This is a genomic window from Achromobacter sp. MUI-25009338, assembly GCF_057359325.1.
In genome coordinates this window covers 930093-956938 of the sequence record NZ_CM170627.1, presented here as the reverse complement: position 1 = coordinate 956938, position 26846 = coordinate 930093, and the positions used below count along the sequence as shown (strand labels likewise).

At 69.4% G+C, this 26846-nt stretch carries 28 protein-coding genes; 11 read left to right on the top strand and 17 right to left on the bottom strand.

Annotated features, from left to right (window positions below; translation table 11 throughout):
• Positions 1–42: 42 nt before the first annotated feature.
• The 5 genes from AC1IQ6_RS04375 (at position 43) to AC1IQ6_RS04355 (ending at position 4639) form a co-directional block, all read left to right on the top strand.
• Entirely contained in the window at positions 43–1500 is a 1458-nt protein-coding gene (locus tag AC1IQ6_RS04375; RefSeq protein WP_485865911.1) for a 2-hydroxymuconic semialdehyde dehydrogenase, read from the top strand.
• Between the two features lie 22 nt (positions 1501–1522).
• On the top strand, positions 1523–1972 hold the full coding sequence (locus AC1IQ6_RS04370; RefSeq protein WP_102773939.1) for a RidA family protein: 450 nt from the start codon (positions 1523–1525) through the stop codon (positions 1970–1972).
• Positions 1973–1975: 3 nt separating this feature from the next.
• Entirely contained in the window at positions 1976–2941 is a 966-nt protein-coding gene (locus tag AC1IQ6_RS04365) for a LysR substrate-binding domain-containing protein (RefSeq protein WP_485865910.1), read from the top strand.
• Between the two features lie 127 nt (positions 2942–3068).
• On the top strand, positions 3069–3614 hold the full coding sequence (locus AC1IQ6_RS04360) for a 3-hydroxyanthranilate 3,4-dioxygenase (RefSeq protein WP_102773941.1): 546 nt from the start codon (positions 3069–3071) through the stop codon (positions 3612–3614).
• A 23-nt stretch (positions 3615–3637) separates the two neighbouring features.
• Positions 3638–4639 (top strand): amidohydrolase family protein, encoded by a 1002-nt coding sequence (locus tag AC1IQ6_RS04355; protein WP_485865909.1) that lies wholly within the window; start codon positions 3638–3640, stop codon positions 4637–4639.
• A gap of 21 nt (positions 4640–4660) precedes the next feature.
• On the opposite strand, the gene AC1IQ6_RS04350 is transcribed toward AC1IQ6_RS04355, so the two are convergent.
• From AC1IQ6_RS04350 to AC1IQ6_RS04300, 11 genes are all read right to left on the bottom strand, one after another.
• On the bottom strand, positions 4661–5725 hold the full coding sequence (locus AC1IQ6_RS04350) for an Ldh family oxidoreductase (RefSeq protein WP_485865908.1): 1065 nt from the start codon (positions 5723–5725) through the stop codon (positions 4661–4663).
• A gap of 39 nt (positions 5726–5764) precedes the next feature.
• Entirely contained in the window at positions 5765–7318 is a 1554-nt protein-coding gene (locus AC1IQ6_RS04345) for a mannitol dehydrogenase family protein (RefSeq protein WP_485865907.1), read from the bottom strand.
• Between the two features lie 3 nt (positions 7319–7321).
• A complete protein-coding gene (gene manD, locus AC1IQ6_RS04340; RefSeq protein ID WP_102773945.1) occupies positions 7322–8533 on the bottom strand; it encodes a D-mannonate dehydratase ManD in 1212 nt (403 codons plus the stop codon).
• 46 nt (positions 8534–8579) lie between these two features.
• A complete protein-coding gene (locus tag AC1IQ6_RS04335) occupies positions 8580–10115 on the bottom strand; it encodes a UxaA family hydrolase (protein ID WP_485865906.1) in 1536 nt (511 codons plus the stop codon).
• Between the two features lie 29 nt (positions 10116–10144).
• Positions 10145–11011 (bottom strand): fumarylacetoacetate hydrolase family protein, encoded by an 867-nt coding sequence (locus tag AC1IQ6_RS04330; protein WP_485865905.1) that lies wholly within the window; start codon positions 11009–11011, stop codon positions 10145–10147.
• A 29-nt stretch (positions 11012–11040) separates the two neighbouring features.
• On the bottom strand, positions 11041–11787 hold the full coding sequence (locus tag AC1IQ6_RS04325) for an SDR family oxidoreductase (protein ID WP_111825821.1): 747 nt from the start codon (positions 11785–11787) through the stop codon (positions 11041–11043).
• 13 nt (positions 11788–11800) lie between these two features.
• Complete coding sequence (locus tag AC1IQ6_RS04320) at positions 11801–13207, bottom strand: TRAP transporter large permease (protein WP_485865904.1); 1407 nt, start codon at positions 13205–13207, stop codon at positions 11801–11803.
• Between the two features lie 27 nt (positions 13208–13234).
• Positions 13235–13864 (bottom strand): TRAP transporter small permease, encoded by a 630-nt coding sequence (locus AC1IQ6_RS04315; RefSeq protein WP_485865903.1) that lies wholly within the window; start codon positions 13862–13864, stop codon positions 13235–13237.
• A gap of 62 nt (positions 13865–13926) precedes the next feature.
• Positions 13927–14901 (bottom strand): sialic acid TRAP transporter substrate-binding protein SiaP, encoded by a 975-nt coding sequence (locus AC1IQ6_RS04310; protein WP_102773951.1) that lies wholly within the window; start codon positions 14899–14901, stop codon positions 13927–13929.
• A gap of 58 nt (positions 14902–14959) precedes the next feature.
• Positions 14960–15994, bottom strand: a complete 1035-nt coding sequence (locus tag AC1IQ6_RS04305) for an L-idonate 5-dehydrogenase (protein WP_479731066.1) — start codon at positions 15992–15994, stop codon at positions 14960–14962.
• Positions 15991–16743, bottom strand: coding sequence for a FadR/GntR family transcriptional regulator (locus AC1IQ6_RS04300; protein ID WP_485865902.1), 753 nt, complete (start codon positions 16741–16743; stop codon positions 15991–15993). The genes AC1IQ6_RS04305 and AC1IQ6_RS04300 overlap by 4 nt, the downstream gene beginning before the upstream one ends.
• A 170-nt stretch (positions 16744–16913) precedes the next feature.
• Here AC1IQ6_RS04300 and AC1IQ6_RS04295 point away from each other — a divergent pair, with 170 nt between their 5' ends.
• From AC1IQ6_RS04295 to pyrF, 3 genes are read left to right on the top strand one after another with little or no spacing between them, the layout of a single operon-like run.
• Complete coding sequence (locus AC1IQ6_RS04295) at positions 16914–17312, top strand: diacylglycerol kinase (protein ID WP_063960534.1); 399 nt, start codon at positions 16914–16916, stop codon at positions 17310–17312.
• A gap of 49 nt (positions 17313–17361) precedes the next feature.
• Positions 17362–18681: an NAD(P)/FAD-dependent oxidoreductase gene (locus AC1IQ6_RS04290; RefSeq protein WP_102773954.1), complete on the top strand. Its 1320-nt coding sequence runs from the start codon at positions 17362–17364 to the stop codon at positions 18679–18681.
• Between the two features lie 5 nt (positions 18682–18686).
• Positions 18687–19505 carry an orotidine-5'-phosphate decarboxylase gene (pyrF, locus tag AC1IQ6_RS04285; protein ID WP_102773955.1) on the top strand — a complete coding sequence of 273 codons (819 nt, stop codon included), beginning with the start codon at positions 18687–18689 and terminating at the stop codon, positions 19503–19505.
• A gap of 15 nt (positions 19506–19520) precedes the next feature.
• Here pyrF and AC1IQ6_RS04280 read toward each other — a convergent pair whose 3' ends face one another.
• The 6 genes from AC1IQ6_RS04280 to ribBA all read right to left on the bottom strand — a co-directional run bounded on the left by AC1IQ6_RS04280 (position 19521) and on the right by ribBA (position 23918).
• On the bottom strand, positions 19521–20057 hold the full coding sequence (locus AC1IQ6_RS04280; protein WP_246842456.1) for a CinA family protein: 537 nt from the start codon (positions 20055–20057) through the stop codon (positions 19521–19523).
• A complete protein-coding gene (locus AC1IQ6_RS04275) occupies positions 20054–20560 on the bottom strand; it encodes a phosphatidylglycerophosphatase A family protein (RefSeq protein ID WP_102774169.1) in 507 nt (168 codons plus the stop codon). The genes AC1IQ6_RS04280 and AC1IQ6_RS04275 overlap by 4 nt, the downstream gene beginning before the upstream one ends.
• Positions 20561–20623: 63 nt before the next feature.
• Positions 20624–21589, bottom strand: a complete 966-nt coding sequence (gene thiL / locus AC1IQ6_RS04270) for a thiamine-phosphate kinase (protein WP_485865901.1) — start codon at positions 21587–21589, stop codon at positions 20624–20626.
• Positions 21590–21747: 158 nt separating this feature from the next.
• Positions 21748–22239 (bottom strand): transcription antitermination factor NusB, encoded by a 492-nt coding sequence (gene nusB / locus AC1IQ6_RS04265; RefSeq protein WP_102773957.1) that lies wholly within the window; start codon positions 22237–22239, stop codon positions 21748–21750.
• The gene (ribH, locus tag AC1IQ6_RS04260) at positions 22208–22732 is read right to left on the bottom strand and encodes a 6,7-dimethyl-8-ribityllumazine synthase (RefSeq protein WP_102773958.1); all 525 of its coding nucleotides are present in this window, start codon (positions 22730–22732) and stop codon (positions 22208–22210) included. The genes nusB and ribH overlap by 32 nt, the downstream gene beginning before the upstream one ends.
• A 10-nt stretch (positions 22733–22742) precedes the next feature.
• The gene (gene ribBA / locus AC1IQ6_RS04255) at positions 22743–23918 is read right to left on the bottom strand and encodes a bifunctional 3,4-dihydroxy-2-butanone-4-phosphate synthase/GTP cyclohydrolase II (RefSeq protein WP_102773959.1); all 1176 of its coding nucleotides are present in this window, start codon (positions 23916–23918) and stop codon (positions 22743–22745) included.
• 147 nt (positions 23919–24065) lie between these two features.
• On the opposite strand from ribBA, the gene AC1IQ6_RS04250 reads away from it, so the two are divergent.
• The 3 genes from AC1IQ6_RS04250 to phnD all read left to right on the top strand — a co-directional run bounded on the left by AC1IQ6_RS04250 (position 24066) and on the right by phnD (position 26840).
• The gene (locus AC1IQ6_RS04250; RefSeq protein WP_111825827.1) at positions 24066–24866 is read left to right on the top strand and encodes an HAD-IIB family hydrolase; all 801 of its coding nucleotides are present in this window, start codon (positions 24066–24068) and stop codon (positions 24864–24866) included.
• Between the two features lie 11 nt (positions 24867–24877).
• Positions 24878–25696, top strand: coding sequence for an IclR family transcriptional regulator (locus AC1IQ6_RS04245; protein ID WP_168202179.1), 819 nt, complete (start codon positions 24878–24880; stop codon positions 25694–25696).
• A gap of 145 nt (positions 25697–25841) precedes the next feature.
• The gene (phnD, locus tag AC1IQ6_RS04240; protein WP_209166719.1) at positions 25842–26840 is read left to right on the top strand and encodes a phosphate/phosphite/phosphonate ABC transporter substrate-binding protein; all 999 of its coding nucleotides are present in this window, start codon (positions 25842–25844) and stop codon (positions 26838–26840) included.
• The last annotated feature ends 6 nt before the right edge of the window (positions 26841–26846 follow it).

Genomic DNA, 26846 nt, shown 5'->3' with positions numbered 1-26846 from the left:
TTTATCGGCGATTATTCATTGGCGACTACCGGAGACAGGGACATGACGATCCGCCAGCTACGCAATTACATCGACGGCCGTTTCGAGGATGGCGCATCGACTTTCGACAAGCACAGCCCGGTGGACGGGCGCCGGGTGGCCCAGGTCCACGAGGCCGGCCGCGATCAGGTCGAGCGCGCCCTGCGGGCGGCGCAGCGGGCGCTGCCGGCCTGGGCCGCGCTGCCGGTGGCCGAGCGCACCGACTACCTGCTGGCGCTGGCCGACGGCATCGAGCGGCGCTTCGACGACTTCCTGCAGGCCGAGATCGGCGACACCGGCAAGCCGGTCGGCTGGGCCGGCAAGATCGACATCCCGCGCGGCGCGGCCAATTTCCGGACCTTCGCCGAACTGGCGCGCACGCTGGACATGGAAAGCTACATGACCGATACGCCGGACGGCGGGCAGGCGCTGAACTACGCCTACCGCAAGCCGCTGGGCGTGGTGGGCGTGATCTCGCCCTGGAACCTGCCGCTGCTGCTGCTGACCTGGAAGGTGGCGCCGGCGCTGGCCTTCGGCAATACCGTCATCATGAAGCCTTCCGAGGTCACCCCCTCGACGGCCACGCTGCTGGCGGAGGTGGCGGGCGAGGCCGGGCTGCCGGCCGGCGTGCTGAACCTGGTCCACGGGTTCGGGCCGGGCTCGGCGGGCGAGTTCATCACCACCCATCCGGACATAGACGGCATCACCTTCACCGGCGAGTCGGCCACGGGCGCGGCCATCATGCGGGCGGTGGCGCCGGGGGTGAAGCCGGTGTCGTTCGAGCTGGGCGGCAAGAACGCGGCGCTGGTGTTCGCGGACGCGGACTTCGAGGCCGCGGTCGACGGCGTGACGCTCTCGGTCTTCGCCAATTGCGGGCAGGTCTGCCTGTGCACCGAGCGCGTGTACGTCGAGCGCCCCATCTATGAACGCTTCGTGCAGGCGCTGGCCGAACGCGCGCGCAGCCTGCGCATCGGCTGGCCGCTGGAGCCGGACACCGAAATGGGGCCGCTGGTGTCGCGCGAACATCGCGAGAAGGTGCTGTCCTATTTCGAGCTGGCGCGCCAGGAAGGCGCGACCGTGGTGGCCGGCGGCGGCGTGCCGGCATTCGGCGACGCGCGCGACCAGGGGGCCTATGTGCAGCCCACCATCTGGACCGGCCTGCCCGAGCACGCGCGCTGCATCAAGGAGGAGGTGTTCGGGCCGGTGTGCCACGTGGCGCCCTTCGACACCGAGGAAGAAGCGATCCGGCTGGCCAACGACACGCGCTACGGCCTGGCGGCGGCCGTGTGGACCCAGAACCTCAGCCGCGGCCACCGGGTGGCGCAGGCCATGAAGGCCGGGCTGGCCTGGGTCAATTGCTGGTTCCTGCGCGACCTGCGCACGCCCTTCGGCGGCAGCGGCCTGTCGGGCATCGGCCGCGAAGGCGGCCGCCATTCGCTGCATTTTTATACCGAACCCACCAATGTTTGCGTCAAACTCTGATTTCCCGCACCAGGAGCCCAAGATGAATCCTACCCAGACAGGCCAGTCCGCAACCACCGGCGCCACCGTGGTGGCCGGCAAGGCCACGCCCCGCGGCAAGTATCCGCACATCAAGCGCGCCGGAGACCTGCTGTTCGTCTCCGGCACCAGCTCGCGCCTGCCCGACAACCGCATCGCGGGCGCCGAGGTCGACGCCATGGGCACCGCGACGCTGGACATCCGGGTGCAGACGCGCGCGGTCATCGAGAACATCCGCGACATCCTGGCCACCGCCGGCGCCACGCTGGCCGACGTGGTCGAGATCAGCACGTTTCTCGTGAACATGAACGATTTCGGCGGCTACAACCAGGTCTACGGCGAATTCTTCGACGCCGACGGCCCGGCCCGCACCACGGTCGCGGTGCACCAGCTGCCGCACCCCCAGCTGCTGATCGAGATCAAGGCCGTCGCCTACAAGCCGCTGGCGCGCTAGGGCATGGCGAACTTCCGCATCACGCCGCACACGCTCAGCCACAAGCTGAAGCTGCACCAACTGCAGATTTTCGAGCGCGTGCTGGCGCGCCGTTCGCTGTCGCGCGCGGCCAGCGAACTGCACCTGACCCAGCCCACCGTCACCCGCGCCATCCACGACCTGGAGGCCTTTTTCGGCGCCACGCTGTTCGACCGCTCCAACCGGGGCGTGGCGCCGACCGAGCTGGCCCTGGTGCTGGGCCGGCGCGTGCACGCCATGATGGCCGAGATCCGCTACATGGCCGACGACATCGACGCGGTGCTGGGCGGCGCGAGCGGCCACGTGGTGGTGGGCACGCTGATCGCCGCCTCGGCCAAGCTGCTGCCCGAGGCCATCGCCCGGCTGATGAGCGAACACCCCGGCATCCAGGTCACGGTGCGCGAGGGCCCCACCGCCCAGCTGCTGCCGGCCCTGGCCACGGGCGACCTGGACATCGTGGTCGGCCGCCTGCCCGGCACCGACATGGCCTCGATTTCCGGGGTGGCGGTGGACCACCACAAGCTGTACCGCGAGGAGCTGTGCCTGGTGGCCCGCGCCGGCCATCCGCTGGCCGGCGAGCGCCAGGTGGCGCTGGCCGACCTGACCGACTGCATCTGGATCATGCCCGCGCCGTCCTCGCCCTTGCGCGCCTCGATCGAGCGCATCTTCTTCGACGCCGGCCTGCGCCTGCCCGTGCGCCACATGGAATCGCTATCGCTGTTGACCAATATCGGCGTGCTCATGCACAGCGAGGCGCTGGCGCTGATGCCCTACGACGCGGCGGCGCAATTCCTGTCCATGGGCCTGCTGGCGCGCCTGCCCACCGACGCCTTCGGCGCGTTCGGCGACGTGGGCTATTCGGTGCGCGCCGACCGGCCGCTGACGCCGGCCTGCCAGCGCCTGGTGGAGTATCTGAAGCGCAGCGCGGCACAGCGCGAAACGGGGCAATAGCGCGCCTAGGGTTATCCCGCGATAGATGAACGGTATGGCCGGCCGCACAATTTCTATTGTGCAGCCCCTGCCCGAGCCGCCTAGACTCCTGGGGAGAGCGCAGTTCCCCCAAATCCTGGAGGTCTCCATGCTGGCCTACGGCCCCCCCTTCAATTTCCAGCGCTGGATCGACGACAACGCCCACCTGCTCAAGCCGCCGGTGGGCAACAAGCAGATCTGGCAGGACGCGGATTTCATCGTCACCGTGGTCGGCGGCCCCAATGTGCGCACCGACTACCACGACGATCCGCTCGAAGAGTTCTTCTACCAGCTGCGCGGCAACGCCTGGCTGTCGCTGTGGATAGACGGCAAGCCCGAGCGCGTCGACCTCAAGGAGGGCGACGTCTTCCTGATGCCGCCGCACGTGCGCCACTCGCCGCAGCGCCCCGAAGCCGGCAGCGTCTGCCTGGTGATCGAACGCCAGCGCCCGGTCGGGCTGCTCGACGGCTTCGAATGGTATTGCCCGCAATGCCATCACCTGGTGCACCGCGCCGAGGTCCAGCTGCAAAGCATCGTCACCGACCTGCCGCCGCTGTTCCAGGCCTTCTATTCCAGCCCGGAAAAGCGCCGCTGTCCGAGCTGCGGCGCGATCCATCCAGGCAAGGACCCCGTGCCCGCGACCGCCCCCGCCTAGCATCCCCGACAAGCTCCCTGAAGATGATCCAGAAAATCGATATGCACGCGCACTTCTTCCCGCCGATCACGCAGGAGGAAGCGGCAGCGCTAGACCCCGTCAACGCGCCCTGGCTGCGGCCCGAAGGCGACGGCTCCACCGGCCAGATCATGGCCGGCGACCGGCCGTTCCGCCCGGTGGACGCCACGCTCTGGGACCCGGCGCTGCGCCTGCGGCAGATGGACCGCCACGGCGTGGACGTGCAGATCCTGTGCGCCACCCCGATCATGTTCGGCTACAGCTATCCGGCGCGCGCCGCGGCCGACTGGGCGGCGCGCATGAACGACCTCGCGCTGGAGCATTGCGCCCATGCGCCGGCGCGCCTGAAGGCGCTGGCGCAGGTGCCGCTGCAGGACCTGGAGCTGGCCTGCCGCGAGGCGTCGCGCGCCCGCGCCGCCGGCCACCTGGGCGTGCAGATCGGCAACCACGTCGGCGAGCGCGACCTGGACGACGAAACGCTGGTGCAGTTCCTGATCCATTGCGCCGGGAACGACATTCCGGTGCTGGTGCATCCGTGGGACATGATGACCGACGGCCGCATGAAGCGCTGGATGCTGCCGTGGCTGGTGTCCATGCCGGCCGAGACCCAGCTCGGCATCCTGTCGCTGATCCTGTCGGGCGCGTTCGAGCGCATTCCGCGCAGCCTGAAGCTGTGCTTCGCGCATGGCGGCGGCAGCTTCGCCTATCTGCTGGGACGGGTGGACAACGCCTGGCGGCACCGCGACATCATCCGCCAGGACTGCCCGCAGCTGCCCTCTTCCTACACCGACCGCTTCTATACCGACAGCGCGGTGTTCGATCCGGCCGCGCTGCGCCTGCTGATCGACGTGATGGGCGAGGACCGCGTGCTGCTGGGCTCGGACTACCCGTACCCGCTGGGCGAGCAGGAAGTGGGCCGGCTGGTGACCCACGCCGGGCTGTCGCCCGAGGTGCAGCGCAAGATCCTGGTGCGCAACACCATGACGTTCTTCGGCCTGGACCGCTGAACGCGGCGGGGCACATCCCGCCTACACCGCTTCCTGGCGCGTCCTGAACGGCGGCAGGAACAGGCCCAGCCTGCCGCTCCATTCGGCCATCTCGGCCTTCAGCGCCGGCGGCACCGGGACGCCGCCGGCCTCGCGTTCGGCCTGGGCGGCCAGTTCCGGATCGCCCGGCGCGCGCGGCGAACCCGGCTGCGCCGCCAGTTCGGCCGCCATGGCCGCGGCCACCGCGGCCAGCGCCGCCCCGCCGGCGAACCGCGCGGGATCGATGACGATGAAGAAGGCGCCCAGCTCGCGCGCGCGGCCCAGTTCCTCGTACATGGGGCCGATGTGCGGGCCGTAGGGATTGCCGTTGAGCGGCCCGCACAGCAGTTCGACCATCATCGCCAGGCCGTAGCCTTTGTGTCCGTATTCGCCGCCCAGCGGGGCCAATGCGCGCACGCGCGCGGCGTCGGTTTCGCCGCGGCCGTCGGCGTCCAGCGCCACGCCCCCGGGCAGCGCCGCGCCGTCGCGCCGCGCGTTCATGACCCGGTTCCACGGGATGGCCGTGGTCGCCATGTCCAGGCATAGCGGCGCCCCGCCCTGCCGCGGAAAGGCGAAGGATAGCGGGTTCGTGCCGAAGAACGGCCGGCGCCCGCCGAAGGGCGCGGCGATCGCGTCGGAATGCGTGAACGCGATGCCGATCAGTCCCGCGTCGGCGGCCGCGCGCGTGTACAGGCCGATCGCGCCGCAGTGCGAGGAATCGCCGACGCCCACGGCGCCCACGCCGGCCTCGCGCGCCAGTTCCATGGCCACCGCGTTGGCGCGATGCGCCACCACGATGCCGTGGCCGCGCCCGCCGTGCACCTGCGCGGTGGCCGGTCCGCTGCGTTCGACGCGGATGTCCGGACGCGCCAGGATGGAGCCGTGGGCCACGCGGTTCAGGTAGTGCGGCAGCCGGGCGATGCCGTGGGAATCGATGCCCCACAGGCTGGTCTGGGCCAGGCTCGCTGCCACGCAGCGGGCGTCGGCCTGGCTGAATTCCAGGGCTTGCAGGCAGGCTTCGCCCCATTGCCGCCACTGCGCCGCGTCCACGGTTTGCCAACTTGCCATGCTGCGCTCCTCATCTGTCGTGGCGGCGCGCCGCCGGGTTCAGTCCGCGGGCGCGGGCTGTTCCGCCGCGTCCCGCTCCAGTGCGGCCAACGTACCCAGCACGCCCAGCGTGCGCAGCCGTTCCAGGTGCTCGGCCAGCGCGTCGACGAAGGCGGGCTGGCCGGCCAGGTTCCCGAACACGGGCTTGAAACCGGCCACCACCAGGGCGCGCCGGTGCGCCGCCCGGCCCGGAGAAGCCGACGCGGCGGCCGCGTCGGCGCGCGCCAGCAGTTCTTCCAGGGCGGCGGCCAGCGGGTCCTGGATGGCGTAGGCCTGGCCTTGCTCGTCGCGGCCGCGCAGGTAATGCAGCCAGGCGGCCACGGCCAGGGCCAGCCGGCTGAAATCCTCGCCGCGCCGCAGCCGGTCGCGTATGACGGCGAGCAGGCGCTGCGGCACCTTCTGCGAGCCGTCCATGGCGATCTGCTGCGTCAGATGCGGCAGCGCCGGATTGGCCACGCGCGCCAGGAAGCGCTGGCGGTACTCGTCCAGCGTCGCTTGCGGCACACCGCGCAGCGTGGGCGCGACTTCCAGCCGCAGCATGTCGTCGACGTAGCCGCGCAGCGCCGGCGTGGCGGCGGCCTCGCTGTTGGTGCGCAGGCCCAGCATCGCGCCCAGGTACGCAAAGGCGGAATGCGGGCCGTTGACCATGCGCAGCTTGAGGCGCTCGTACGGCGCGGCGCGGCGCACGAAGCTGACGCCGGCGGCGGCGTCCCACGCGGGCCGGCCGGACGCGAAGCGGTCCTCGATGACCCAGTTCAGGTAGGGCTCGCCCACCACCGGCCAGGCGTCGTCCACGCCCAGCCGCTCGGACACGCGCGCGCGGTCCTCTTCGCGGGTGCGCGGCACGATGCGGTCCACCATGGAATTCGGGAAGGTGCAGTTGCCGTCTATCCAGGCGGCCAGGCCGGCGTCCTGCAGCAGCGCGTAGGCCAGCACCAGGCGGCGCAGCGTGTCGCCGTTGGCGTGCAGGTTGTCGCAGGACAGCAGCGTGAGCGGCCCCAGGCCGCGCTCGCGCCGCAGGGCCAGCCCGCGCGCCAGCATGCCTATGGCGCTGCGCGGACGCGCCGGATGCGCGAGGTCGTGCCTGATGTCGGGATCGTCCCAGCGCAGCTGGCCGGTGGCCGGTTCCAGGCTGTAGCCTTTTTCGGTGACGGTCAGGCTGACGATGCGGGTCTGCGGATGGGCGATGCGCTCCAGCACCGCGCCCGGGTTTTCCGGGGCCACCAGCACTTCCAGCAGCGAACCTATCACCCGCAGCTGCTCGCGCGGCTGCCCGTCGGCGCCGGCGTCGCGCAGCGCCAGCGTGTACAGGCCGTGCTGCGGCGCCAGCGCGTCGCGCGTGTCGGGGCTGCGCAGCGAGACGCCGACGATGCCCCAGCTCAGGTCCCCGCTTACGGCCATGGCCAGGTCCGTCACCGCCGCCTGGTGGGCGCGGTGGAACGCGCCTATGCCCAGGTGCACGATGCCGGGCGTGACGCGGCCGCGCTCATAGGCGGGCCGCGCCACCGCGTCGGGCAGGCGCGGCAGGGATTGCGGGTTCAGGCGCGCGCGCATGGCTCACCAGTGCCAGAGCGTGCCGTCATGCGCCTGCCGGTTGACCGGCAGGTAGGCGCGCTGGTAGGGATAGCGGGCGGCCAGGTCTTCGTCTATGTCCACGCCGTGGCCCGGCGCGTCGCCGGGATACAGCATGCCCTGGTCGAAGGTGTAGGCGTGGGGGAACACCGCGTCGGTCTCGTCGGTGTGCCGCATGTATTCCTGGATGCCGAAGTTCGGCACCCACAGGTCGAAATGCAGGGCCGCGCCCATGCACACCGGCGACAGGTCGGTGGCGCCGTGGCAGCCGGTGCGCACCTGGTAGAGCGCGGCCAGGTCGGCGATGCGCCGCAGGTGCGTGATGCCGCCGGCATGGACCACGGTGGCGCGGATGTAGTCGATCAGCTGGTGTTCGATCAGGTCCTTGCAATCCCAGATGGTGTTGAAGATCTCGCCCACGGCCAGCGGCGTGACCGTGTGCTGGCGGATCAGGCGGAACGCCTCCTGGTTTTCGGCCGGAGTGGCGTCCTCCATCCAGAACAGCCGGAACGGCTCCAGCGCCTTGCCCAGCCGGCCGGCCTCGATGGGCGTGAGCCGGTGATGCACGTCATGCAGCAGGTGGGTCTCCCAGCCCACGGCGTCGCGCACGCGCTGGAACAGGCGCGGGGCATGGTCCAGGTATTTTTCGGTGGACCAGTCGTGCTCCGATGGCAGCGAAGCGTCGGCCGGTTCGTAGAACATGCGGCCGCGGCCCACGCCGTACACCGCGTTCAGGCCCGGCACCCCGCTTTGCGCGCGGATCGCCCGGTAGCCCATTTCGCGGTAGCGCAGCACCTCGTCCACGGTTTCGTCGATGTCGCGGCCGTTGGCGTGGCCGTAGACCAGGACGCCCGTGCGGCTCTTGCCGCCCAGCAGCTGGTACAGCGGCATGCCGGCGGCCTTGGCCTTGATGTCCCACAGCGCCGTGTCCACGGCGGCGATGGCCGCCATGGTGACCGGCCCGCGGCGCCAGTACGCGCCGCGATACAGGTATTGCCAGATGTCCTCGATCTGATGCGGGTCGCGGCCGATCAGGCAGGGAATGACGTGCTCGGTCAGGTAGGCGGCCACGGCCAGCTCGCGGCCGTTGAGCGTGGCGTCGCCGATGCCGTGCAGGCCCTCGTCGGTTTCGATCTTGAGGGTGACGAAGTTGCGGCCGGGGCTGCAGACGATAACGCGCGCTTGGGTGATCTTCATGGATGGTCCTGTGGAATGCCGGAAAACCCTGGCCGCGGCCGGGCGCCTACATCACCGCGCCCAGCTGCCAGGGAACGAATTCGTTCTGGCCGTAGCCGTGCTCCTCGCTGCGCGTGCGCCGTCCCGACGCCGTCTCCAGCATCAGGGCGAAGATGCGCTCGCCCATCTGGGCCACGCTTTGCGCGCCGTCGACCACTTCGCCGCAATTGATGTCGATGTCGTCGGACTGCCGCTGCCATAGCGCCGTGTTGGTCGACAGCTTCAGCGAGGGCGCGGGCGCACAGCCGTAGGCCGAGCCGCGGCCGGTGGTGAAACAGATGAGGTTAGCGCCGCCCGCGACCTGGCCGGTGGCCGACACCGGGTCGTAGCCCGGCGTGTCCATGAACACCAGCCCGCGCTCGCGCACGGTCTCGGCGTATTCGTATACGTCGGCCAGGCGCGTGGTGCCGCTCTTGGCGATGGCGCCCAGGGACTTCTCCAGGATGGTGGTGAGCCCGCCGGCCTTGTTGCCGGCCGAGGGGTTGTTGTCCATCTCGGCGTCGTTGCGGGCGCAGTAGTCCTCCCACCAGCGCAGCCGCGCCAGCAGCTTGGCCGCGACCTCGGGCGTGGCCGCGCGCCGCGTCAGCAGGTGCTCGCCGCCGTAGATCTCGGGCGTCTCCGACAGAATGGCGGTGCCGCCGTGGCGCACCAGCAGGTCCACGGCCGCGCCCAGCGCGGGATTGGCGCTGATGCCGGAATAGCCGTCGGAGCCGCCGCACTGCAGGCCCACGGTGAGATGGCTGGCCGGCACGGGCTGGCGGCGCACGCGGTCGGCCTGCGCCAGTATGGCGCGCACCAGCTCGATGCCGTGCGCCACCGTCTTGCGCGTGCCGCCGGTTTCCTGGATGTTGAAGGTGTGCAGCAGCCCGCTTTCGCGCAGGCCTTCCTGCTCCATCAGGCCGCCGATCTGGTTGGTCTCGCAGCCCAGCCCCAGCACCAGCAGGCCGGCGAAGTTGGGATGCCTGGCGTAGCCGCCCAGCGTGCGGCGCAGCAGGCGCAGCGGCTCGCCTTCGCTGCCTGTGGCGCAGCCCGCGCCATGCGTCAGCGCCACCACGCCGTCCACGTTGGGATAGGCGGCCAGCGCTTCGGGGTGGATGTCGCGGCGGAAATGGTCGGCGATGGCGCGGGCCGCCGTGGCCGAGCAGTTCACGCTGGTGAGGATGCCGATGTAGTTGCGGGTGGCGACGCGGCCGTCGGCGCGCACGATGCCGTCGAACTGCGCCGGCGCGTCCACGTAGTCGGTGGGCCGCGCGTCGGCGCCCACCGCGTAGTCGCGCTCGAAGTCGGAGAACTCCAGGTTCTGCGTGTGCACGTGCGCGCCGGCGGCGATGTCGCAGCGCGCCACGCCGATGATCTGGTTGTAGCGCCGCACCGGCTCGCCGGCGGCGATGGCCCGCGTGGCGATCTTGTGGCCGGGCGGCACCAGTCCGCGCACGACGATGTTCTCGCCGGCCAACGGCGTGCCGCCGGCCAGCTGGCGGCGGGCGATCACCACGTTGTCGGCCGGGTGGATGCGTATGAACGCGGTATCGGTCTCAGGCATGGATGGCTCCTGGCGGGCGCGACTAGGCCCTAGGCGTCGATCAGCTCGGGGTCCCAGGCATGGACGGACTGTTGCTGCTCGCCCAGGCCGGCGATGCCCAGGCGCATCCGGTCTCCCACCTTCAGGTACACGGGCGCCGGCTTCTGTCCCATGCCCACGCCCGGCGGCGTGCCGGTGCTGATCAGGTCGCCCGGGTACAGGGTCATGAAGCGGCTGACGTAGGACACCAGCTGCGCCACGCCGAACACCATGGTGCGGGTGCTGCCGTTCTGGAAGCGCTTGCCGTTGACTTCCAGCCACATGTCCAGCGCCTGCGGGTCGGCGATTTCGTCGGCCGTCACCAGCCAGGGGCCGACCGGGCCGAAGGTGTCGCAGCCCTTGCCCTTGTCCCAGGTGCCGCCGCGCTCGATCTGGTATTCGCGCTCCGACACGTCGTTGACCACGCAGTAGCCGGCCACGTGCTTCATGGCGTCGGCTTCGCTGACGTAGCGGGCGCGCTCGCCGATCACCACGCCCAGCTCGACTTCCCAGTCGGTCTTGACGGATTCCCGGGGCAGCACCACCGGATCGTTGCAGCCGACCACGGCCGAGGTCGGCTTCATGAAGATCACCGGCTCGGCCGGCACCGGCAGCCCGGACTCGGCCGCGTGGTCGGCGTAGTTCAGGCCGATGCAGATGAATTTGCCCATGCCGCTCCAGGGCGGGGCCATCCGGCCCGGGCGGTCGACCCGCGGCAGGCTGTCGGGGTCCAGCGCGCGCAGTTTCGCCAGGCCGGCCTGCGTGAGCGTGGCGGCGGTGATGTCGGGCAGCGCCGCGGACAGGTCCCGCAGCTGTCCGCGGGCGTCGATCATGCCGGGTTTTTCCGCGCCTTTCGCGCCATAGCGCACCAGTTTCATCTTGGTTTCCTTGGGAGGTGTGTGTAGGTTCAGTTGGACCAGCCGCCGTCGATGACCTGGGCGGTGCCGGTGGTGAAGGCGGATTCGTCGCTGGCCAGGTACAGCGCCAGCGCCGCGATTTCGGCGGTGGTGCCGATGCGGCCCATGGGCTGGCGGGCGACGAAGGCGGCCTCGACGGCGGCCAGCGTCTGGCCGCTCGCGGCGGCCTGGGCCTCGATGCGCTGGCGCAGCGAAGGCGATTCCACCGTGCCCGGGCAGATGGCGTTGCAGCGTATGCCCTGGCCGATGTAGTCGGCGGCCACGGACTTGGTCAGGCCGATCACCGCCGCCTTGGTCGCGCCGTAGACGCAGCGGTTGGGCGCGCCCTTGATGCTGGAGGCCACCGAGGCCATGTTGACGATGGAGCCGCCGCCGCGCGCCAGCATGCCCGGCAGGCAGGCCCGGATCATGCGGTACATGGTTTTCACGTTCAGCTCGAACGAGAAATCCCAGGCCTGTTCGTCGCAGTCCAGGATAGTGCCGGCGTGCACGAAGCCCGCGCCATTGAAGAGCACGTCCACCGGCCCGGCCTCGGCGGCCAGTTCGGCCGCGGCCGAGGCGCCGGTCAGGTCCAGCGTGCGGCGCCGGCACCCGGCCAGCGTTTCCAGCGCCGCGCCGTTGATGTCCACGGCCAGCACGTCGGCGCCTTCGCGCGCATAGGCCTCGGCCACGGCGCGGCCTATGCCCTGCCCGGCGGCGGTGACGATGGCGGTCTTGCCTTGCAGTCTTCCGGTCATTGCGGGGGTCTCCTTATTTGGCCATGCCCAGGAAGGTGGGCAGCCAGAGCGTGATCTGCGGGATGTAGGTGATGGCGATCAGCGCCACGAAGAGCGGGGCCAGCCACGGCAGGATGGCCATCGTGGTGCGTTCGACCGACAGCCTGGACACGCGCGCCAGCACGAACAGCACCATGCCCAGCGGCGGATGCAGCAGGCCTATCATCAGGTTCAGCGTCATGATGAGCCCGAAGTGGATGGGGTCGATGCCGAGCTTGAGCACGATGGGCAGCAGGATGGGCACGAGGATGGTGATGGCGGCGATGGTGTCGATGAAGCAGCCCACGATCAGGATCAGCACGTTGGCCATCAGCAGGAACACCCACTTGTTCTGCGTCACGCTGAGGATGCCGTCGGTCAGCGCCTGCGCGGCCTGCGAGGTGGTCAGCAGCCACGCGAACACCGACGCGGCGGTGACGATGAACAGCACCGAGGCCGTGGTCTCGATGGTGTCGAAAGTGGCCTTGGCCAGCGTGCGCAACGTCATGGAGCGGTAGCGCACCAGCCCCAGGAACAGCGCCCAGATCACGGCGGCCACGGCGGCCTCGGTGGGCGTGAACCACCCCAGGGTCATGCCGCCGATCAGGATGACGGGCGCCATCAGCGCCATCACCGCCGAGAAGTTGTAGCGCCAGTCCAGCAGCAGCAAGGCCGCGAAGGCGATGCCGGTGGCCGTGTTGGACGACAGGCCGGCCTCGGTCATGGCCCAGATCGCCAGCGGAAAGGCCAGCACCACGGCCACTTCCAGCGTGGCGCCGCCCAGCCGCTTCCAGTCGAACGACACGTCGCCGCCCCAGTTGTTGCGCCGCGCGAAATAGGCCACGGTCAGCATCATCAGCACGATCAGCACGGCGCCGGGGACCAGGCCGGCCAGGAACAGCGAGCCGATGGACACGTTGGCCATCATGCCGTAGATGACGAAGGGCAGCGACGGCGGGATGATGGGGCCGAGCGTGGCCGAGGCGGCGGTCACGCCCACCGCGAACTCGGTGCCGTAGCCGTGGTCCTTCATGGCCTTGATCTCGATGGTGCCCAGGCCCGCGGCGTCGGCGATGGCGGTGCCCGACATGCCGGCGAACACCACCGAGCCGATGATGTTCACCTGCCCCAGCCCGCCGCGCATCCAGCCCACCAGCGCCACGGCGAAGTTGTAGATGCGCCCGGTGATGCCGGCGATGTTCATCAGGTTGCCGGCCAGGATGAAGAACGGCACGGCAAGCAGCGGGAAGGATTCCACGCCCGCGATCATGCGCTGCGCCACCACCACGTCGGGCACGCTGCCCGAGATCAGCACGAACAGCAGCGACGCGCCCGCCATGGCCACCGCCACCGGCAGGCCGAAGATCATCAACAGCAGAAAGGTTCCGATCAGTATGCCCATGTCTCGTTTCCGGTTGTGGTTGTCGGATCAGTCCAGCGACGCGTAGGCCTCGGGGTTTTCGAGGATGGAATAGCCCTGGCGCCAGTTGGCGACGGCCACCTGCGCCGAGCGCAGGAACATCAGGGCGAAGCCGGCCAGCGCCACCCAGTAGACATAGGCCTTGTTCCAGAACAGCGTGGTCATGGGCTCGTCGCCCACCAGCGTGATGTAGCGGTAGGTGAGCCATACGGCGTAGCCGAAGAACACGGTGCGCAGCAGGTCGATGACGGTGGCCAGCACGCGGCCCGCGGGGCGCGGCAGGTAGCGGTATAGAAAATCCACCTGGATGTGGCGGCAGGCCCGCACGCACATGGCCGAGCCCAGGAACACCACGCCGATCAGGCAATAGACGGCGAGCTCCTCGGTCCAGGCATAGGAATCGTTGAGCACGTAGCGCGAAAAGAACTGCAGGGAAACCAGCAGCGCCATGATCCAGAATATGGCCAGGCAGATCCAGTCTTCGGGCTGGTAGCCCGCCAGGCTGACTTCATGGTGGTCGGCCTCTTCGAAGCTGTGGACGATTTCTTCAGCGGTGGCCAGCGGCGGCGGCTGCGTGCCGGGCCGGACAGGGTCGTGGCTGGCCGCCGCCATGACGGCGGCCTTGGCATCGGAATGCATGGCGTTCCCCTAGTGCGGAGTCGGGAGGGTCGGGACCGCCGGCGGCGGCCCCGCGGGCGCGTTCACTTCACGGCCTGGATCCGTTCCCAATCCGATTTTTCGTAGCCGTACTGCTTGAACGGCACTTTCTCCAGCACGGTGTCGCGGAAGTCCTGGACGTTGACCTCCGCCACGTTCAGGCCGCGCTTGCGGAACACCTCGACCATTTTCTTTTCGCTCTCGGCGACTTCGCCCGAGGCCTTCTCGGCCGCCTGCTGCGCGACCTCGGTGAAGATCTTCTTGTCCTCGTCGGACAGGCTCTTCCAGAGCTTGCCCGAGATCACCGTGTTCAGGTGGTCGACGATGTGGCCGGTGAGGATGATGTTCTTCTGGACCTCATAGAACTTCTTGGCCTCGATGGTGGTGAGCGGGTTCTCCTGCGCCTCGACGGTGCCGTTCTGCAAGGCCAGGTAGACCTCGGCGAAGGCGATCGGCGCGGTATTGGCGCCGCAGGCGCGCGGCATGGCCAGGTAGGCCGCCACGTCCGGCACGCGGATCTTCAGGCCCTTCATTTCGGCGCACTTGGTGAAGGGGCGGTTGGAGGTGGTCTGGCGCGTGCCGTAGTAAGTGGTGGCGACGATGTGGTTGCCGCTTTTCTCGTCGTAGCCGCGGGTGAGCTCTTTGTAGATGTCGCTCTTGGTGTAGGCGATCAGGTGCTCGGGGTTGCGGAAAATGTAGGGGTAATAGGTGACGCCGATGCGCGGGAAGGTTTTCGCGGCGAAGCTGGAGCCGGAGATGATGATGTCCACCGTGCCCAGGGTCAGGCCCTGGTTTATGTCGTTTTCCTTGCCCAGCTGCGAGGCCGGATACACGTCGATCTGGTAGCGGCCGTTGGTGCGCTTGCCGATTTCCTGCGCCGCCCAGACGGATGCGGTATGGAAGGGTTCGGACGTCTCGTATACGTGGGCCCACTTGAGCTTGGTCTGCGCCAGCGCGCTGCTGCTGGCGGCCAGCGCCAGGGCGGCGATCAGCGCCTTGAGGGCGTTGCCTGGGTTCATGTCGTCTCCTCGTTGTTTTGAATGATCCGCCTGGCGGCCCTGCTGTGCCGCCCGGAGGTCATGCTTCGACTACAAGTTGCACCTTGGTACTGCGACTGCGATCCGCTGCCAGTTCGAAGGCCTCGAATGCGCGCGACAACGGCAGTTGCGCGCTCATCAGGGGCCGCACGTCCACCTTGCGCGTGCGCAGGTAGGAAACGGCCCAATCGAACTCCACGTCCGCGCGGAACGCGCCGACGTAGTCGAGCTCCCGCGCCATGATGTTGTTGGCCGGGAACGCGATGCCTTCGGCCGGCAGCGTTCCCACTTGCACGATGCGCCCGCCGCGGCGCGTGGCCGCCAGGCAGGTGGCCAGCGCGGCCGGACTGCCGGCCGCCTCGATGCTGACGTCGGCGATGTCGGCCAGGTCGGCGGGCGCGGCCCGGTCGCCGCGCACGGTGTCGTCGGCGCCGACGGCCAGCGCCATTTGCAGCGGGCGGTCGGCGACGTCGGCGACGATCACGCGCGCGGCGCCGGCCAGCCTGGCGGCCAGCACCGTCATGCAGCCGATGGTGCCGCCGCCCGTCACGAGCACGGTACGGCCCATCAGGGGGCCGGCGCGGTTCACGCCGTGCAGGCCGATGGACAGCGGCTCGGCGCAGGCGATCTCGCCCAGCGAGACGTCTTCTTCGGGCACCGGCGTGAGCTGGCGCTCGGCCATGACGAAGCGTTCGCGGAACATGCCCTGCACGTGCGGATACACGCTGGCGCTGCCCAGAAAGCGCATGTTGCGGCACAGATTGGCGCGGCCGGCGCGGCAGTAGTCGCACCTGCCGCAGGGATGCGAGGGATTGATGGCGACCTTCATGCCGGGCGCCACCGAGGCCACGGCCGCGCCGGTGCGCAGCACCACGCCGGAGGCCTCGTGGCCGGGTATGAGGGGTTCGCGGATGACGAAGGCGCCGACGCGGCCATGCTGGAAATAATGCAGGTCGGAGCCGCAGATTCCGGCGGCGCCCAGCCTGAGTTCGACTTCGTGCGGCGCCAGCGGCGCGGTTTCGTCGGGTTCGAGGCGCAGGTCGCGCGCGCCGTGGATGCGGCAGGCCAGCGTCATGGTTCGGTCTGCTCCCGGTGGGCGGTCGGCGCGGCCTCGGCATGCTGGCCGGGCGCGTCGGCGCCGGGCCAGCTGGCGGTGAGGCGGTCGTGCGAGCAGGCCAGATGATGGTGCATGGCGGCGCGCGCGCCGCGGTCGTCGCCGGCGCGGATGGCGTCGATCACTTTGCGGTGCTCGGCGATGGCCGAGGCCCAGCTGGCGGGATTCTCGAAGTAGTCGCCCAGCTTCACGGACAAGGGGTTGTGGCGCTCGTCGAAGAGTTCGCTGACCACGCGCACCAGCACCGCGTTGTTCGCCATTTCGGCGATGCGCGTGTGGAACAGGCGGTCGCCGCGGATGGGCACGTGGCCGGCGAGCGCCTCGTCTTCCATGGTTGCCACCGCTTCGACCAGGCCGTCGACCAGCGCGGGCGCGTTGCGCAGCGCGGCCTGCGCGGCCAGTTCGCCTTCGATCACCTGGCGCGCGCGTATGGTTTCCAGCGGGCTTTCCGCCGTGAGGCTGGCGCGCGGCGCGCCGGTCAGGCTTTGCACGTAGACGCCGGAGCCCATGCGGACCTCGACCCAGCCTTCGACCTCCAGCGCGATCAGGGCCTCGCGCACCGAGGGGCGCGACACGCCCAGCTTGAGCGCCAGGTCGCGCTCGGGCGGCAGGCGCGCGCCGACCGGGAACTCGCCCGCCTCGATCAGCAGCCGGAGCTGGTCGGCGATCTGGCGGTACAGGCGGCGGGGTTCGATGGTCTGGATGGGCATGGACTGCGTAGCTGGAGGAAGTGCCGGGGAAATTCGGGCCAGAAGGTAAAGTGGCCTTACCAATTGACCGGAATCTTGCGCCCGCCCCGGATGAGTCACAATTAGGGTTTGCCCGCCGTGGGTAGCCCATATCTGTTAAAAAGCCGCCACCCGGTCCACTATTCACGCCCATGTCCCCGAATCCGCACCACTCGCCCTACAAGAGCACCGGCGGCCTGCGTCGCATCCTGAACGCGCTGCGCTACTCGCTGCAGGGCCTGCAGGCCGCGATCAAGTACGAGGCGGCCTTCCGCCAGGAACTGGCGCTGGCCGTGCTGATGATTCCGGCCGCGTTCTTCCTGGGCCGCACCACGGTGGAGGTGTTCTTCCTGGTGGGCACGGTGATCATGGTGCTGGCCGCGGAGCTGCTGAATTCCGCCATCGAGGCGCTGGCCGACGCGCTGTCGGTCGAATCGCATCCGCTGCTGGGACGGGCCAAGGACCTCGGCAGCGCGGCGGTGATGCTGTTGCTGATCTTCGCCGGCACGGTGTGGGTGGGCGTGGCCATCAGCCGTTTCGTCATGCATTGACACGGCTGGTCATGCCGCCGCCCCGGCGCGGCTATTTATACTGGGAGCCATGATGCCTAGATCGACGTCGGACCCCTCGCAGCGCATCGTCATCGTCGGCGGCGGCGCCGGCGGCCTGGAACTGGCTTCCAAGCTGGGCCGGATCCACGGACGCCAGCACATCACGCTGGTCGACAGCCGCCCTTTCCACATCTGGAAGCCCTCGCTGCACGAGGCCGCGGCCGGCACGCTGGACATCCACCAGGAAGGCCTTTCATACCTGATGCTGGCGCACCTGAACGGGTTTTCGTTCGCGCAGGGCCGCCTCGAACAGGTCGACCGCGAGCACCGCAGCATCACGCTGGACGCGGTCAGCGACGCGCAGGGCATGGAAGTGCTGCCGCGCCGCGAACTGGCCTACGACACGCTGGTGCTGGCCCTGGGCAGCACGTCCAACTTCTTCAACACCCCCGGCGCGGCCGAACACGCCGTCACGCTGGACACCACCGAAAACGCGGAACAGTTCCGCCTGACCATGCTCAAGGCCATGGCGCAGGTGGACCTGGCCAAGGTGCGCAATCCTTCGGCGCGGCTGGATCTGGTGATCGTGGGTGGCGGCGCCACCGGCGTCGAACTGGCGGTGGAGCTGGTCGAGGCCAGCCACGTGGTCAGCGCCTACGGCCTGCCGAACTTCCGCGCCGAACGCGACCTGGCGATCACGCTGGTCGAAGGCGCGCCGCGCATCCTGTCGGCGCTGCCCGAGAAAATTTCTGTGGCGGCCACCCGGCGGCTCACCGAACTGGGCATCCGCGTGGAAACCTCGTGCCGGGTGTCCGAAGTCACCGACAGCACCGTGCGCACCGCGGACGGCCGCGAAATCCCCGCCCAGCTCTGCATGTGGGCCGCCGGCATCCAGGGTCCCGCCCTGCTGGCCGACCTGGGGCTGCCGCTGAACAAGCTGGGGCAACTGGAGGTCAACGACAGGCTGGAAACCCCGGACCCGCACATCCTGGCGCTGGGCGACTGCTGCGCCGCGCCGTGGCGCGAGGGCCGCACCGTGCCCGCCCGCGCCCAGGCCGCCCACCAGCAGGCCGACTACCTGGCCAGGAAGCTCACCGCCCGCCTGCGCCACGCGGCCGAGCCCGCCGAACCCTATGTCTACCAGGACCACGGCTCGCTGGTCTCGCTGGGCCAGGACGCCGGCGTGGGCAGCCTGATGGGCAAGCTGGCCGGACGCGGCCTGTTCGTAAGCGGTACACTGGCGCGCCTGATGTACATGAGCCTGCACCTGATGCACCACAAAGCCGTGCTGGGCATCTCGCGCACCGCCTCCCTGGCCCTCGCCCGCCTGCTCATGCGGCGCACGCGTCCACGGGTCAAACTGCACTGAATCCCATGAACTTCATCCAAAAACTCGAACACGCCTGGACCGCCAGCAACTCGCTCCTGCAAGTCGGGCTGGACCCCGACCCGCAGCGCTTTCCGCGCGAATTGCAGGGCAAGCCGGACGCCATCTTCCAGTTCTGCCGCGACATCGTCGACGCGACCGCGCCGTACGCATGCAGCTTCAAGCCGCAGATCGCCTACTTCGCCGCCCACCGCGCCGAGGACCAGCTCGAAGCGCTGTGCCAGCACATCCGCGACAAGCATCCTGACCTGCCCATCGTGCTGGACGCCAAGCGCGGCGACATCGGCTCGACCGCCGAGAACTACGCGCGCGAAGCCTACGAGCGCTACCAGGCGCATGCGCTGACCGTCAGCCCCTACATGGGCCTGGACTCGGTCGAGCCCTACCTGGCCTGGCGCGACCGCGGCGTGATCGTGCTGTGCCGCACCTCGAACCCGGGCGGTTCGGACCTGCAATTCCTGAAGATGGATAACGGCGAGCCGCTGTACCTGCACGTCGCGGGCCTGGTGGCCGACAAGTGGAACGCCGACGGCCAGTGCGGCCTGGTGGTGGGCGCCACCTTCCCCAACGAGCTGGCCGCCGTGCGCCAGCGCATCGGCGACGCCCTGCCCCTGCTGGTGCCGGGCATCGGCGCCCAGGGCGGCGACATCACCGCCACCGTCAACGCCGGCGCCAACGCGGCGCGCAGCGGCATGATGATCAATTCCTCGCGCGCCATCATCTACGCCAGCGGCGGCGACGACTGGCGCGAGGCCGCCGGCGCCGCGGCCCAGGGCCTGCGCGACGCGATCAACGCGGTGCGCTGAACGCCGCGCCGGGGTTCAGCCCCGGCCGGCGGGCGCGCCCACGAATTCCAGCAATCCCCGCAGCGCGAATTCCACCGCGGCCTGACGCACCTGCGTCCGGTCGCCGGGGAACACGTGCGTCATCGCGCGGCTGGTGATGCCGTCGCCGGTGCGCATGGCGAAACCGAAGCACACCATTCCCACGGGCTTGCCGGGCGTGGCCCCGCCCGGGCCGGCGATGCCGGTGGTGGACGCCGCCACCCGCGCGGCGCCGGAGGCCAGCAGCACGCCGTTGGCCATTTCCAGCGCGACCGGCTCGCTTACCGCGCCGAAGTGGTGCAAGGCGTCGGGCGAGACGTCCAACTCGGCCACCTTGGCGTCGTTGCTGTAGGTGACGAAGCCGCGCTCGAACCACTCGCTGGACCCCGCCACCGCCGTGATCGCACCGGCCAGCAGGCCGCCGGTGCACGATTCGGCCGTGCCCAGCATCCAGCCCTTGCGGCGCAGGGCCTCGCCCAGCGTTGCGGCCAGCGCTTCCGTGCCGGACCCGATATTGCGTTGTGCTTCGCTCATCCCAAGACTCCTGTGCGCACGACCAGCGCCATGACCAGCAAGGCGTATCCGGCCGCCACGATATCGTCCCACATTACGCCGAAACCGCCCTTGATGTGGGCGTCGAAGAACTTGATGGGAGGCGGCTTGACGATGTCGAAGGTGCGAAACAGCACGAACGCCAGCGCCTGCGCCAGCCAGCCCGACGGCGTGAGCCACAGCACCAGCCAGAACGCCACCATCTCGTCCCAGACCATTCCGACATGATCGGGTTGCTGGAGTTCGCGCCCGACGCGATGACAGGCCCAGCAGCCGTACAGGAACGCCAGCGCCAGGAACACGCCGATGGCCAGATCCGTGGCGGCCGGCGCGGCGGCGACCCAGATCGCCCAGGCCAGCAGCGTGCCCCAGGTGCCGGAGGCCGGCCGGATCAGCCCGCTGCCGAATCCGAAGGCGATCAGCCGGCCAGGATCGCGGCACACCCAGGACAGGGCGGGATAGGCAGCCCGGCTGCGGTCGCGCATGGAAGGGGAGCGGGTGTCGGCGGGAGGCATGGCGTCCAGGAGGATGAGGCAAAAACGCGGCGCTCAGGCCGCGGGAAAGTGGTCGAAGCCGGCGGGCAGCGCGTCCAGCGGCCGGCCCTGCGCGTCCAGCACGTCCAGGCCGGCACGCTCGCGGATCCGGCCGATGCGGGTGGCGCGCGCGCCGGCCTCGCCGGCGGCGGCCAGCACGGCTTCGCGGCGGGACGCCGGGGCGGTGAAACACAGCTGGTAGACGTCGCCCCCGCCCAGCACGGCGCGTCGGCGCCGCGCCGGGTCCAGGCCGGCCAGCGCGGCGGCCACCGGCATTTGCGGGTAGTGCAGATCGGCGCCCACGCCGCTGGCGGCCAGGATATGGCCCAAGTCCTGCAACAGGCCGTCGGAGACGTCGATGGCGGCATGGGCCACGCCGCGCAGCGCCAGGCCCAGCGCCACCTGGGGCCGCGGCCATTCCAGGGCCTCGCGGGTCGCGGACAGCAGCGCGGGGTCGGCCGGATACTGGCCGTCGAGCAGCCGGTAGGCCACGTCGGCCGCGCCCAGCTCGCCCGATACCCAGACGTCGTCGCCCGGCCGGGCGCCGTCGCGGCGCAGGGCATGCCCCGGCGCGACCGCGCCGAACACCGTGACGCTGATGGCCAGGTCGTGCGCGCTGCGAGTGGTGTCGCCGCCGATCAACGGGCAGCCGTGGACGGCCGCCAGATCGTGGAAGCCCTCGGCGAAAGCGGCCAGCCACGCCTCGTCCAGCCGCGGCAAGGCCAGGCCCAGCACGCAGCCGATCGGGCGCGCGCCCATCGCGGCCAGGTCCGACAGATTCACCGCCAGGGCCTTGTGCCCCAGCGCCCTGGGGTCCACATCGGGAAAGAAATGGCGCCCTTCCAGCAGCAGATCCGTGCTGGTGGCCACCTGCTCGCCGGGCGGCACCGGAAACAACGCGCAATCGTCGCCCACGCCCAGCAGCCCTGCCGGCGCAGCGCGATTGAAATAGCGCGCGATCAAATCAAATTCGGACGCCAACGCAACTCCGCAATCCGGCAAGAACAAGCGTAAGAAACAGGAAACAGCTGCCCGCACATAACGGGTGCCCCCCAATCCGGGCCGCACGGATCCGGCTCCGCCGGTCCGTAGCGGCGCCCCCCTGGGGGGGAAGCGCCAAAGGCGCTTCGGGGGGGAGCCTACTTCCGCATTTCGTGCGGACGCACGTCCGCGGCCAGCTTGTCGAGCACGCCGTTGACGAACTTGAAGCCGTCCGTGCCGCCAAACGACTTGGCGAGTTCGACGGCCTCGTTGATGGCGACCTTGTACGGCACTTCGACGTGATGGATCAGTTCGAAGCTGCCGATCAGCAGGATGCCATGCTCGACGGGCGACAGCTCGGCCAGCGGGCGGTCGATGTAGGGCGTGAAACGCTCACGCAACGCGGGCGCTTCGCGCAGCACGCCATGCAGCAAGGTCTTGAACCATTGCGCGTCGGCCTCGGAGAAATCCTCGGTGTCGCGCAGATGGGCGTCGATCTCGCCGGCGTCCTGCGTGCCTTCGCCGCCGCGCAGCAGCCACGCGTACACGCCCTGCAACGCGAATTCGCGTGCACGGCGCCGCGCGCTGCGCGCGTTGGCGCGGGCCTGCGCCGCGCTATCAGCGCTGGTCGTCGTCTTCTTCGTCGTCAAAATCTTCGTCCTCGTCGTCTTCGTCGTCTTCCTCGGGTTCCAGCGCCGCCACCAGGTTGGCCATTTCAACGGCCACCTGGGCGCAGTCGCGGCCCTTGCCGGCGGCGCGGGCCTGGGCCTGCTCGTCGGTGTCCACGGTCAGCACGCCGTTGGCGACGGGGATGCCGGTTTCCAGGGAAATACGGGTGATTGCCGTGGCCATTTCATTGCTGACCACTTCAAAGTGATAGGTTTCGCCGCGGATGACGGCGCCCAGCGCGATCAGTGCGTCGAATTCGAACGTTTCGGCCATGTGGGACAGGGCCACGCCCAGTTCCAGGGCGCCGGGCACGGTGGCGACCATCACGTCGCGCTCGTCCACGCCCAGTTCGGCCAGTTCCTTCAGGCACGCTTCGAGCTCGGCCTGGCCGATTTCTTCATTGAAGCGGGCGCGTACGATGCCGATGTGCAGCCCTTCGCCGTTCAGGTCGGGGGTAAGGATATAAGGGTTCATTTGTCGGCCTTCAGTGTGTTGCGGGAGTGTTCGGAGGGTCGCAATCGTAACCCGTAATGGTGAGCGAGAAGCCCGCCATGCTGGGCATCTTGCGCGGACGGGCCAGCAACTTCATCTGGCCCACGTTCAGGTCGCGCAGGATCTGGGCGCCGATCCCGTAGGTACGCAGCCCGAAGCGGTCGGCGTTGGCGGGATTGGCGGGGGTTTTCGGATCGGACCAGGCGGCGATCTGGCCGAACAGATGCTCGGTGGAGGACTGGCAGTTCATCAGCACCAGCACGCCGGCCGGGGCGGCCGCGATCGCCGCGAGCGCCTGCGCCACGCCCCAGCTGTGCGGGCTGGCGCCGGTATCGAGCACGTCCAGCACCGAGGCCGGCTCGTGCACGCGCACCAGCGTTTCGGCGTCGGGCCGCACGTCGCCATGCACCAGCGCCAGGTGGGCCGAGCCGGTGGCGGCGTCTTCGTAGGCCACGGCCTCGAACTCGCCCCAGGCGGTCTGCATGGTGCGCTTGCCGACGCGCTTGACGATGGATTCGTGTTCGCTGCGGTACTGGATGAGGTCGGCGATGGTGCCGATCTTCAGGCCGTGCTGGCGGGCGAATTCCACCAGGTCGGGCAGGCGCGCCATGGTGCCGTCGGGCTTGAGGATCTCGCAGATCACCGCGGCCGGCGTCAGCCCGGCCATGGCGGTCAGGTCGCAGCCGGCCTCGGTGTGGCCGGCGCGCACCAGCACGCCGCCGGGCACCGCGCGCACCGGAAAGATGTGGCCGGGCTGGACCAGGTCGGAGGGCTTGGCGTCGCGCGCCACCGCCACCTGGATGGTGCGGGCGCGGTCGGCGGCCGAGATGCCGGTTTCGACGCCTTCGGCGGCCTCGATGGACTGGGTGAAGTTGGTGCCGTAGCGCGTGCCGTTGCGCGCCGCCATCAGGGGCAGGTCGAGCTGGCGGCAGCGGTCCTCGGTCAGCGTCAGGCACACCAGGCCGCGGCCGTGCGTGACCATGAAGTTGATGGCCTCGGGCGTGACGAATTCGGCCGCCATGACCAGGTCGCCTTCGTTTTCACGGTCTTCTTCGTCGACCAGGATGACGATACGGCCGGCGCGCAGCTCGGCGATGATCTCGGAGACCGAAGCGATACCGAAGGATTCCGGCTCGGAGCCGGGCAGGGAGGACAACTGGACGGACATGGCGGACACGCAAACCAGGCAGGAAAGCCCGGATTTTACCGCCCCTGGCGTCCGAATCCCTATCCGGGCCGCCCGGCCCCGCCAAAAGAAGGCCGTCCGGTTAAACTTCCCGCCAAAAACTCCCCCTGGAAACGAGGAAAAGCCCCCATGCAAGCCCTTGCGGCCATGCCCCCGAGCGTCGCGGCTGCCGTCCGCGTCGTGCTGACCGATATCGACGACACGCTGACCACCGAGGGCCGCCTGCCGGCCGACGCCTACGCGGCGCTGGAACGCCTGGAACAGGCCGGCATCCAGGTGGTGCCCATCACCGGCCGCCCGGCCGGCTGGTGCGACCACATCGCCCGCATGTGGCCGGTGCGCGCCGTGGTCGGCGAGAACGGCGCGTTCTATTACGCCTACGACCGCCAGGCCCGCCGCATGCGGACGCATTACTGGACCGACGCCGCCTCGCGCCAGGCCAGCCGCCGCAAGCTCGACGCGATCCGCGACCGCGTGCTGGCCGAAGTGCCGGGCGCGGCGGTGGCCAGCGACCAGGACTACCGCGTGGCCGACCTGGCCATCGATTTCTGCGAGGACGTGCCCGCCCTGCCCGACTCGGCCGTCAGCCGCATCGTCTCGATCTTCGAAGCGGCCGGCGCCCAGGCCAAGGTCAGCTCCATCCACGTCAACGGCTGGTTCGGCGACTACGACAAGCTCACCATGACCCGCACCATGTTCGAACGCGAGTTCGGCGCGGACGTGGCCGGCGCGCTGGACAGCACGCTGTTCATCGGCGACTCGCCCAACGACGAGCCCATGTTCGCGTACTTCCCGGTCTCGGTCGGCGTGGCCAACATCCAGGCCCAGCTGCACCGCCTGACGCACCGTCCGGCCTATGTGGCCGCCTTCCACGGCGGCGCGGGCTTCGTGGAAATGGCCGAGCGGCTGCTGGCCGCGCGCCAGCCCTGAGGAGCCCCGCCGTGGCCACGTCCAAGACCCCCGCCTCCGCCGCCGCCAACGACGGCCGCCGCAGCATCCAGTCCATCGAAGTGGGCGTGCCGCTCCTGGCCGCCCTGGTCGACGCCGCCAAGCCCCTGACCCTGCGCGACCTGGCCGCCGGCGCCGGCATGACCTCGGCCAAGGCCCACCCCTACCTGGTCAGCTTCATCCGCGTCGGCCTGGTGCAGCAGGACGCCATCACCGGCCAGTACGAACTCGGCCCCTTCGCCCTGCAGATGGGGCTGGTCAGCCTGCAGCGGCTGGACCCGGTGCGCATCGCCATGCCGGAGATCGCCCGGCTGCAGTCGGAAATCGGCCATACCCTGGGCATCGCCGTGCTCGGTTCGCACGGCCCCACCATGATCCACATGACCGAGGCGAGCTACCCGGTGCACGTCAACATGCGCAAGGGCACGGTGATGTCCATGCTGCACACGGCCACCGGCCTGGTGTTCGCCGCCTGGCTGCCGCCCAAGGTCAGCGAGCACTACATCGAGCGCGAAGAAGGCGACACGGCCGTGGTGCCCGGCAAGCCGCCGGCGCGCAAGGCCACGCGCGCGCACATCGAGGCCCAGCTGGCCGACATCCGCGTGCATGGCATGGCGCGGGCGCTGGGCAACCCGCTGCCCGGCGTGGACGCGCTGTCGGTGCCGGTGTTCGACAACACCGGCAATATCGTGCTGGCCCTGACCAGCTTGGGCCCCACGGGCCTGTTCGACGTGTCCTGGGACGGCGCGATCGCGCGTCCGCTGCTGGCATGCGCGCAAGAAATCTCCCGCAAGCTGGGATACCGCGCCTAGGCGATCGCGCAAAAACGAACACAAAGCGAACATTTCGAACAAAAGGCGAAAAAAAAGACAGGGACTTTCCCGAGGTGTGCCTCCCGCGCTTGTATGTTTGAATTCAGTTACTAGTCATATTCAGACCCACAAGAGGAGACATACGATGCGCGCCTTGCGTCTACTGCAAGCGGCCGCCGTTGCCGCATTCGCATTCGGGGGGGCTTCCGCCCAGGCCGCAGACAGCTGTTCGAACCGGGGCGACCTGGACCAGATGTACTGCGACGCCAACAAGGACCTAGTGGCGGACACGCCCGCCGACGCGTCCAAGCTCAAGACCCCGTCCACGCTGGTGTTCACCTATACCCCGGTGGAAGATCCGGCGGTCTACGAAGACATCTTCAAGCCCTTCACCAAGCACCTGTCCGAGTGCACCGGCAAGCGCGTGGTGTTCTACCAGGTGCAGAGCAACGCCGCCGAAATCGAGGCGATGCGCTCGGGCCGCCTGCACGTGGGCGGCTTCTCCACCGGTCCCACCGCCTTCGCGGTGAACATCGCCGGCGCCGTGCCGTTCGCGGTCAAGGGCTATGCCGACGGCTTCCAGGGCTACAACCTGATCGTCATCGTCAAGAAGGACAGCCCCTACCAGAAGCTGACCGACCTGAAGGGCAAGAAGCTGGCGCACACCGCGCCCTCGTCGAACTCCGGCCACATGGCGCCGGTGGCGCTGTTCCCCAAGGAAGGCCTGACGCCGGACAAGGACTACAAGGTCATCTTCTCGGGCAAGCACGACCAGTCCGTGATGGGCGTGAACTCCGGCGACTACGACGCCGCCGCCGTGGCCTCGGACGTCTTCAAGCGCATGGCCGAACGCGGCCAGGTCAAGGAATCCGACTTCCGCGTGATCTACCGCAGCGAGAAGTTCCCGACCTCGTCGTTCGCCTACGCCCACGACCTGGAGCCGAAGTTCCGCGACCAGATGCTGAAGTGCTTCTACGACTACCGCTTCCCGGCGGAAATGTCCAAGGCCTTCGACGGCGCCGACCGCTTCTATCCGGTGACCTACCAGAAGGACTGGGCCATCGTCCGCCAGGTCGCCGAATCCGGCGGCGAAAGCTTCAACCGCGCCGCCTACGACCGCGAAACCGCCAAGAGCAAGAAGTAAGTCCAG

Bases quoted from the DNA above. Each gene is read 5' to 3' on its own strand.
- AC1IQ6_RS04250 (WP_111825827.1), top strand. From the start codon at position 24,066: ATGCAAGCCCTTGCGGCCATGCCCCCGAGCGTCGCGGCTGCCGTCCGC.
- pyrF (WP_102773955.1), top strand. From the start codon at position 18,687: ATGAACTTCATCCAAAAACTCGAACACGCCTGGACCGCCAGCAACTCG.
- AC1IQ6_RS04365 (WP_485865910.1), top strand. From the start codon at position 1,976: ATGGCGAACTTCCGCATCACGCCGCACACGCTCAGCCACAAGCTGAAG.
- AC1IQ6_RS04305 (WP_479731066.1), bottom strand. From the start codon at position 15,994: ATGACGCTGGCCTGCCGCATCCACGGCGCGCGCGACCTGCGCCTCGAA.
- manD (WP_102773945.1), bottom strand. From the start codon at position 8,533: ATGAAGATCACCCAAGCGCGCGTTATCGTCTGCAGCCCCGGCCGCAAC.
- AC1IQ6_RS04355 (WP_485865909.1), top strand. From the start codon at position 3,638: ATGATCCAGAAAATCGATATGCACGCGCACTTCTTCCCGCCGATCACG.
- ribH (WP_102773958.1), bottom strand. From the start codon at position 22,732: ATGAACCCTTATATCCTTACCCCCGACCTGAACGGCGAAGGGCTGCAC.
- AC1IQ6_RS04275 (WP_102774169.1), bottom strand. From the start codon at position 20,560: ATGCGCGACCGCAGCCGGGCTGCCTATCCCGCCCTGTCCTGGGTGTGC.
- AC1IQ6_RS04330 (WP_485865905.1), bottom strand. From the start codon at position 11,011: ATGAAACTGGTGCGCTATGGCGCGAAAGGCGCGGAAAAACCCGGCATG.
- AC1IQ6_RS04325 (WP_111825821.1), bottom strand. From the start codon at position 11,787: ATGACCGGAAGACTGCAAGGCAAGACCGCCATCGTCACCGCCGCCGGG.
- AC1IQ6_RS04345 (WP_485865907.1), bottom strand. From the start codon at position 7,318: ATGCGCGCGCGCCTGAACCCGCAATCCCTGCCGCGCCTGCCCGACGCG.
- AC1IQ6_RS04370 (WP_102773939.1), top strand. From the start codon at position 1,523: ATGAATCCTACCCAGACAGGCCAGTCCGCAACCACCGGCGCCACCGTG.
- AC1IQ6_RS04295 (WP_063960534.1), top strand. From the start codon at position 16,914: ATGTCCCCGAATCCGCACCACTCGCCCTACAAGAGCACCGGCGGCCTG.
- AC1IQ6_RS04310 (WP_102773951.1), bottom strand. From the start codon at position 14,901: ATGAACCCAGGCAACGCCCTCAAGGCGCTGATCGCCGCCCTGGCGCTG.
- ribBA (WP_102773959.1), bottom strand. From the start codon at position 23,918: ATGTCCGTCCAGTTGTCCTCCCTGCCCGGCTCCGAGCCGGAATCCTTC.
- phnD (WP_209166719.1), top strand. From the start codon at position 25,842: ATGCGCGCCTTGCGTCTACTGCAAGCGGCCGCCGTTGCCGCATTCGCA.
- AC1IQ6_RS04290 (WP_102773954.1), top strand. From the start codon at position 17,362: ATGATGCCTAGATCGACGTCGGACCCCTCGCAGCGCATCGTCATCGTC.
- AC1IQ6_RS04300 (WP_485865902.1), bottom strand. From the start codon at position 16,743: ATGCCCATCCAGACCATCGAACCCCGCCGCCTGTACCGCCAGATCGCC.
- AC1IQ6_RS04350 (WP_485865908.1), bottom strand. From the start codon at position 5,725: ATGGCAAGTTGGCAAACCGTGGACGCGGCGCAGTGGCGGCAATGGGGC.
- AC1IQ6_RS04320 (WP_485865904.1), bottom strand. From the start codon at position 13,207: ATGGGCATACTGATCGGAACCTTTCTGCTGTTGATGATCTTCGGCCTG.
- AC1IQ6_RS04280 (WP_246842456.1), bottom strand. From the start codon at position 20,057: ATGAGCGAAGCACAACGCAATATCGGGTCCGGCACGGAAGCGCTGGCC.
- AC1IQ6_RS04375 (WP_485865911.1), top strand. From the start codon at position 43: ATGACGATCCGCCAGCTACGCAATTACATCGACGGCCGTTTCGAGGAT.
- AC1IQ6_RS04315 (WP_485865903.1), bottom strand. From the start codon at position 13,864: ATGCATTCCGATGCCAAGGCCGCCGTCATGGCGGCGGCCAGCCACGAC.
- AC1IQ6_RS04335 (WP_485865906.1), bottom strand. From the start codon at position 10,115: ATGCCTGAGACCGATACCGCGTTCATACGCATCCACCCGGCCGACAAC.
- AC1IQ6_RS04360 (WP_102773941.1), top strand. From the start codon at position 3,069: ATGCTGGCCTACGGCCCCCCCTTCAATTTCCAGCGCTGGATCGACGAC.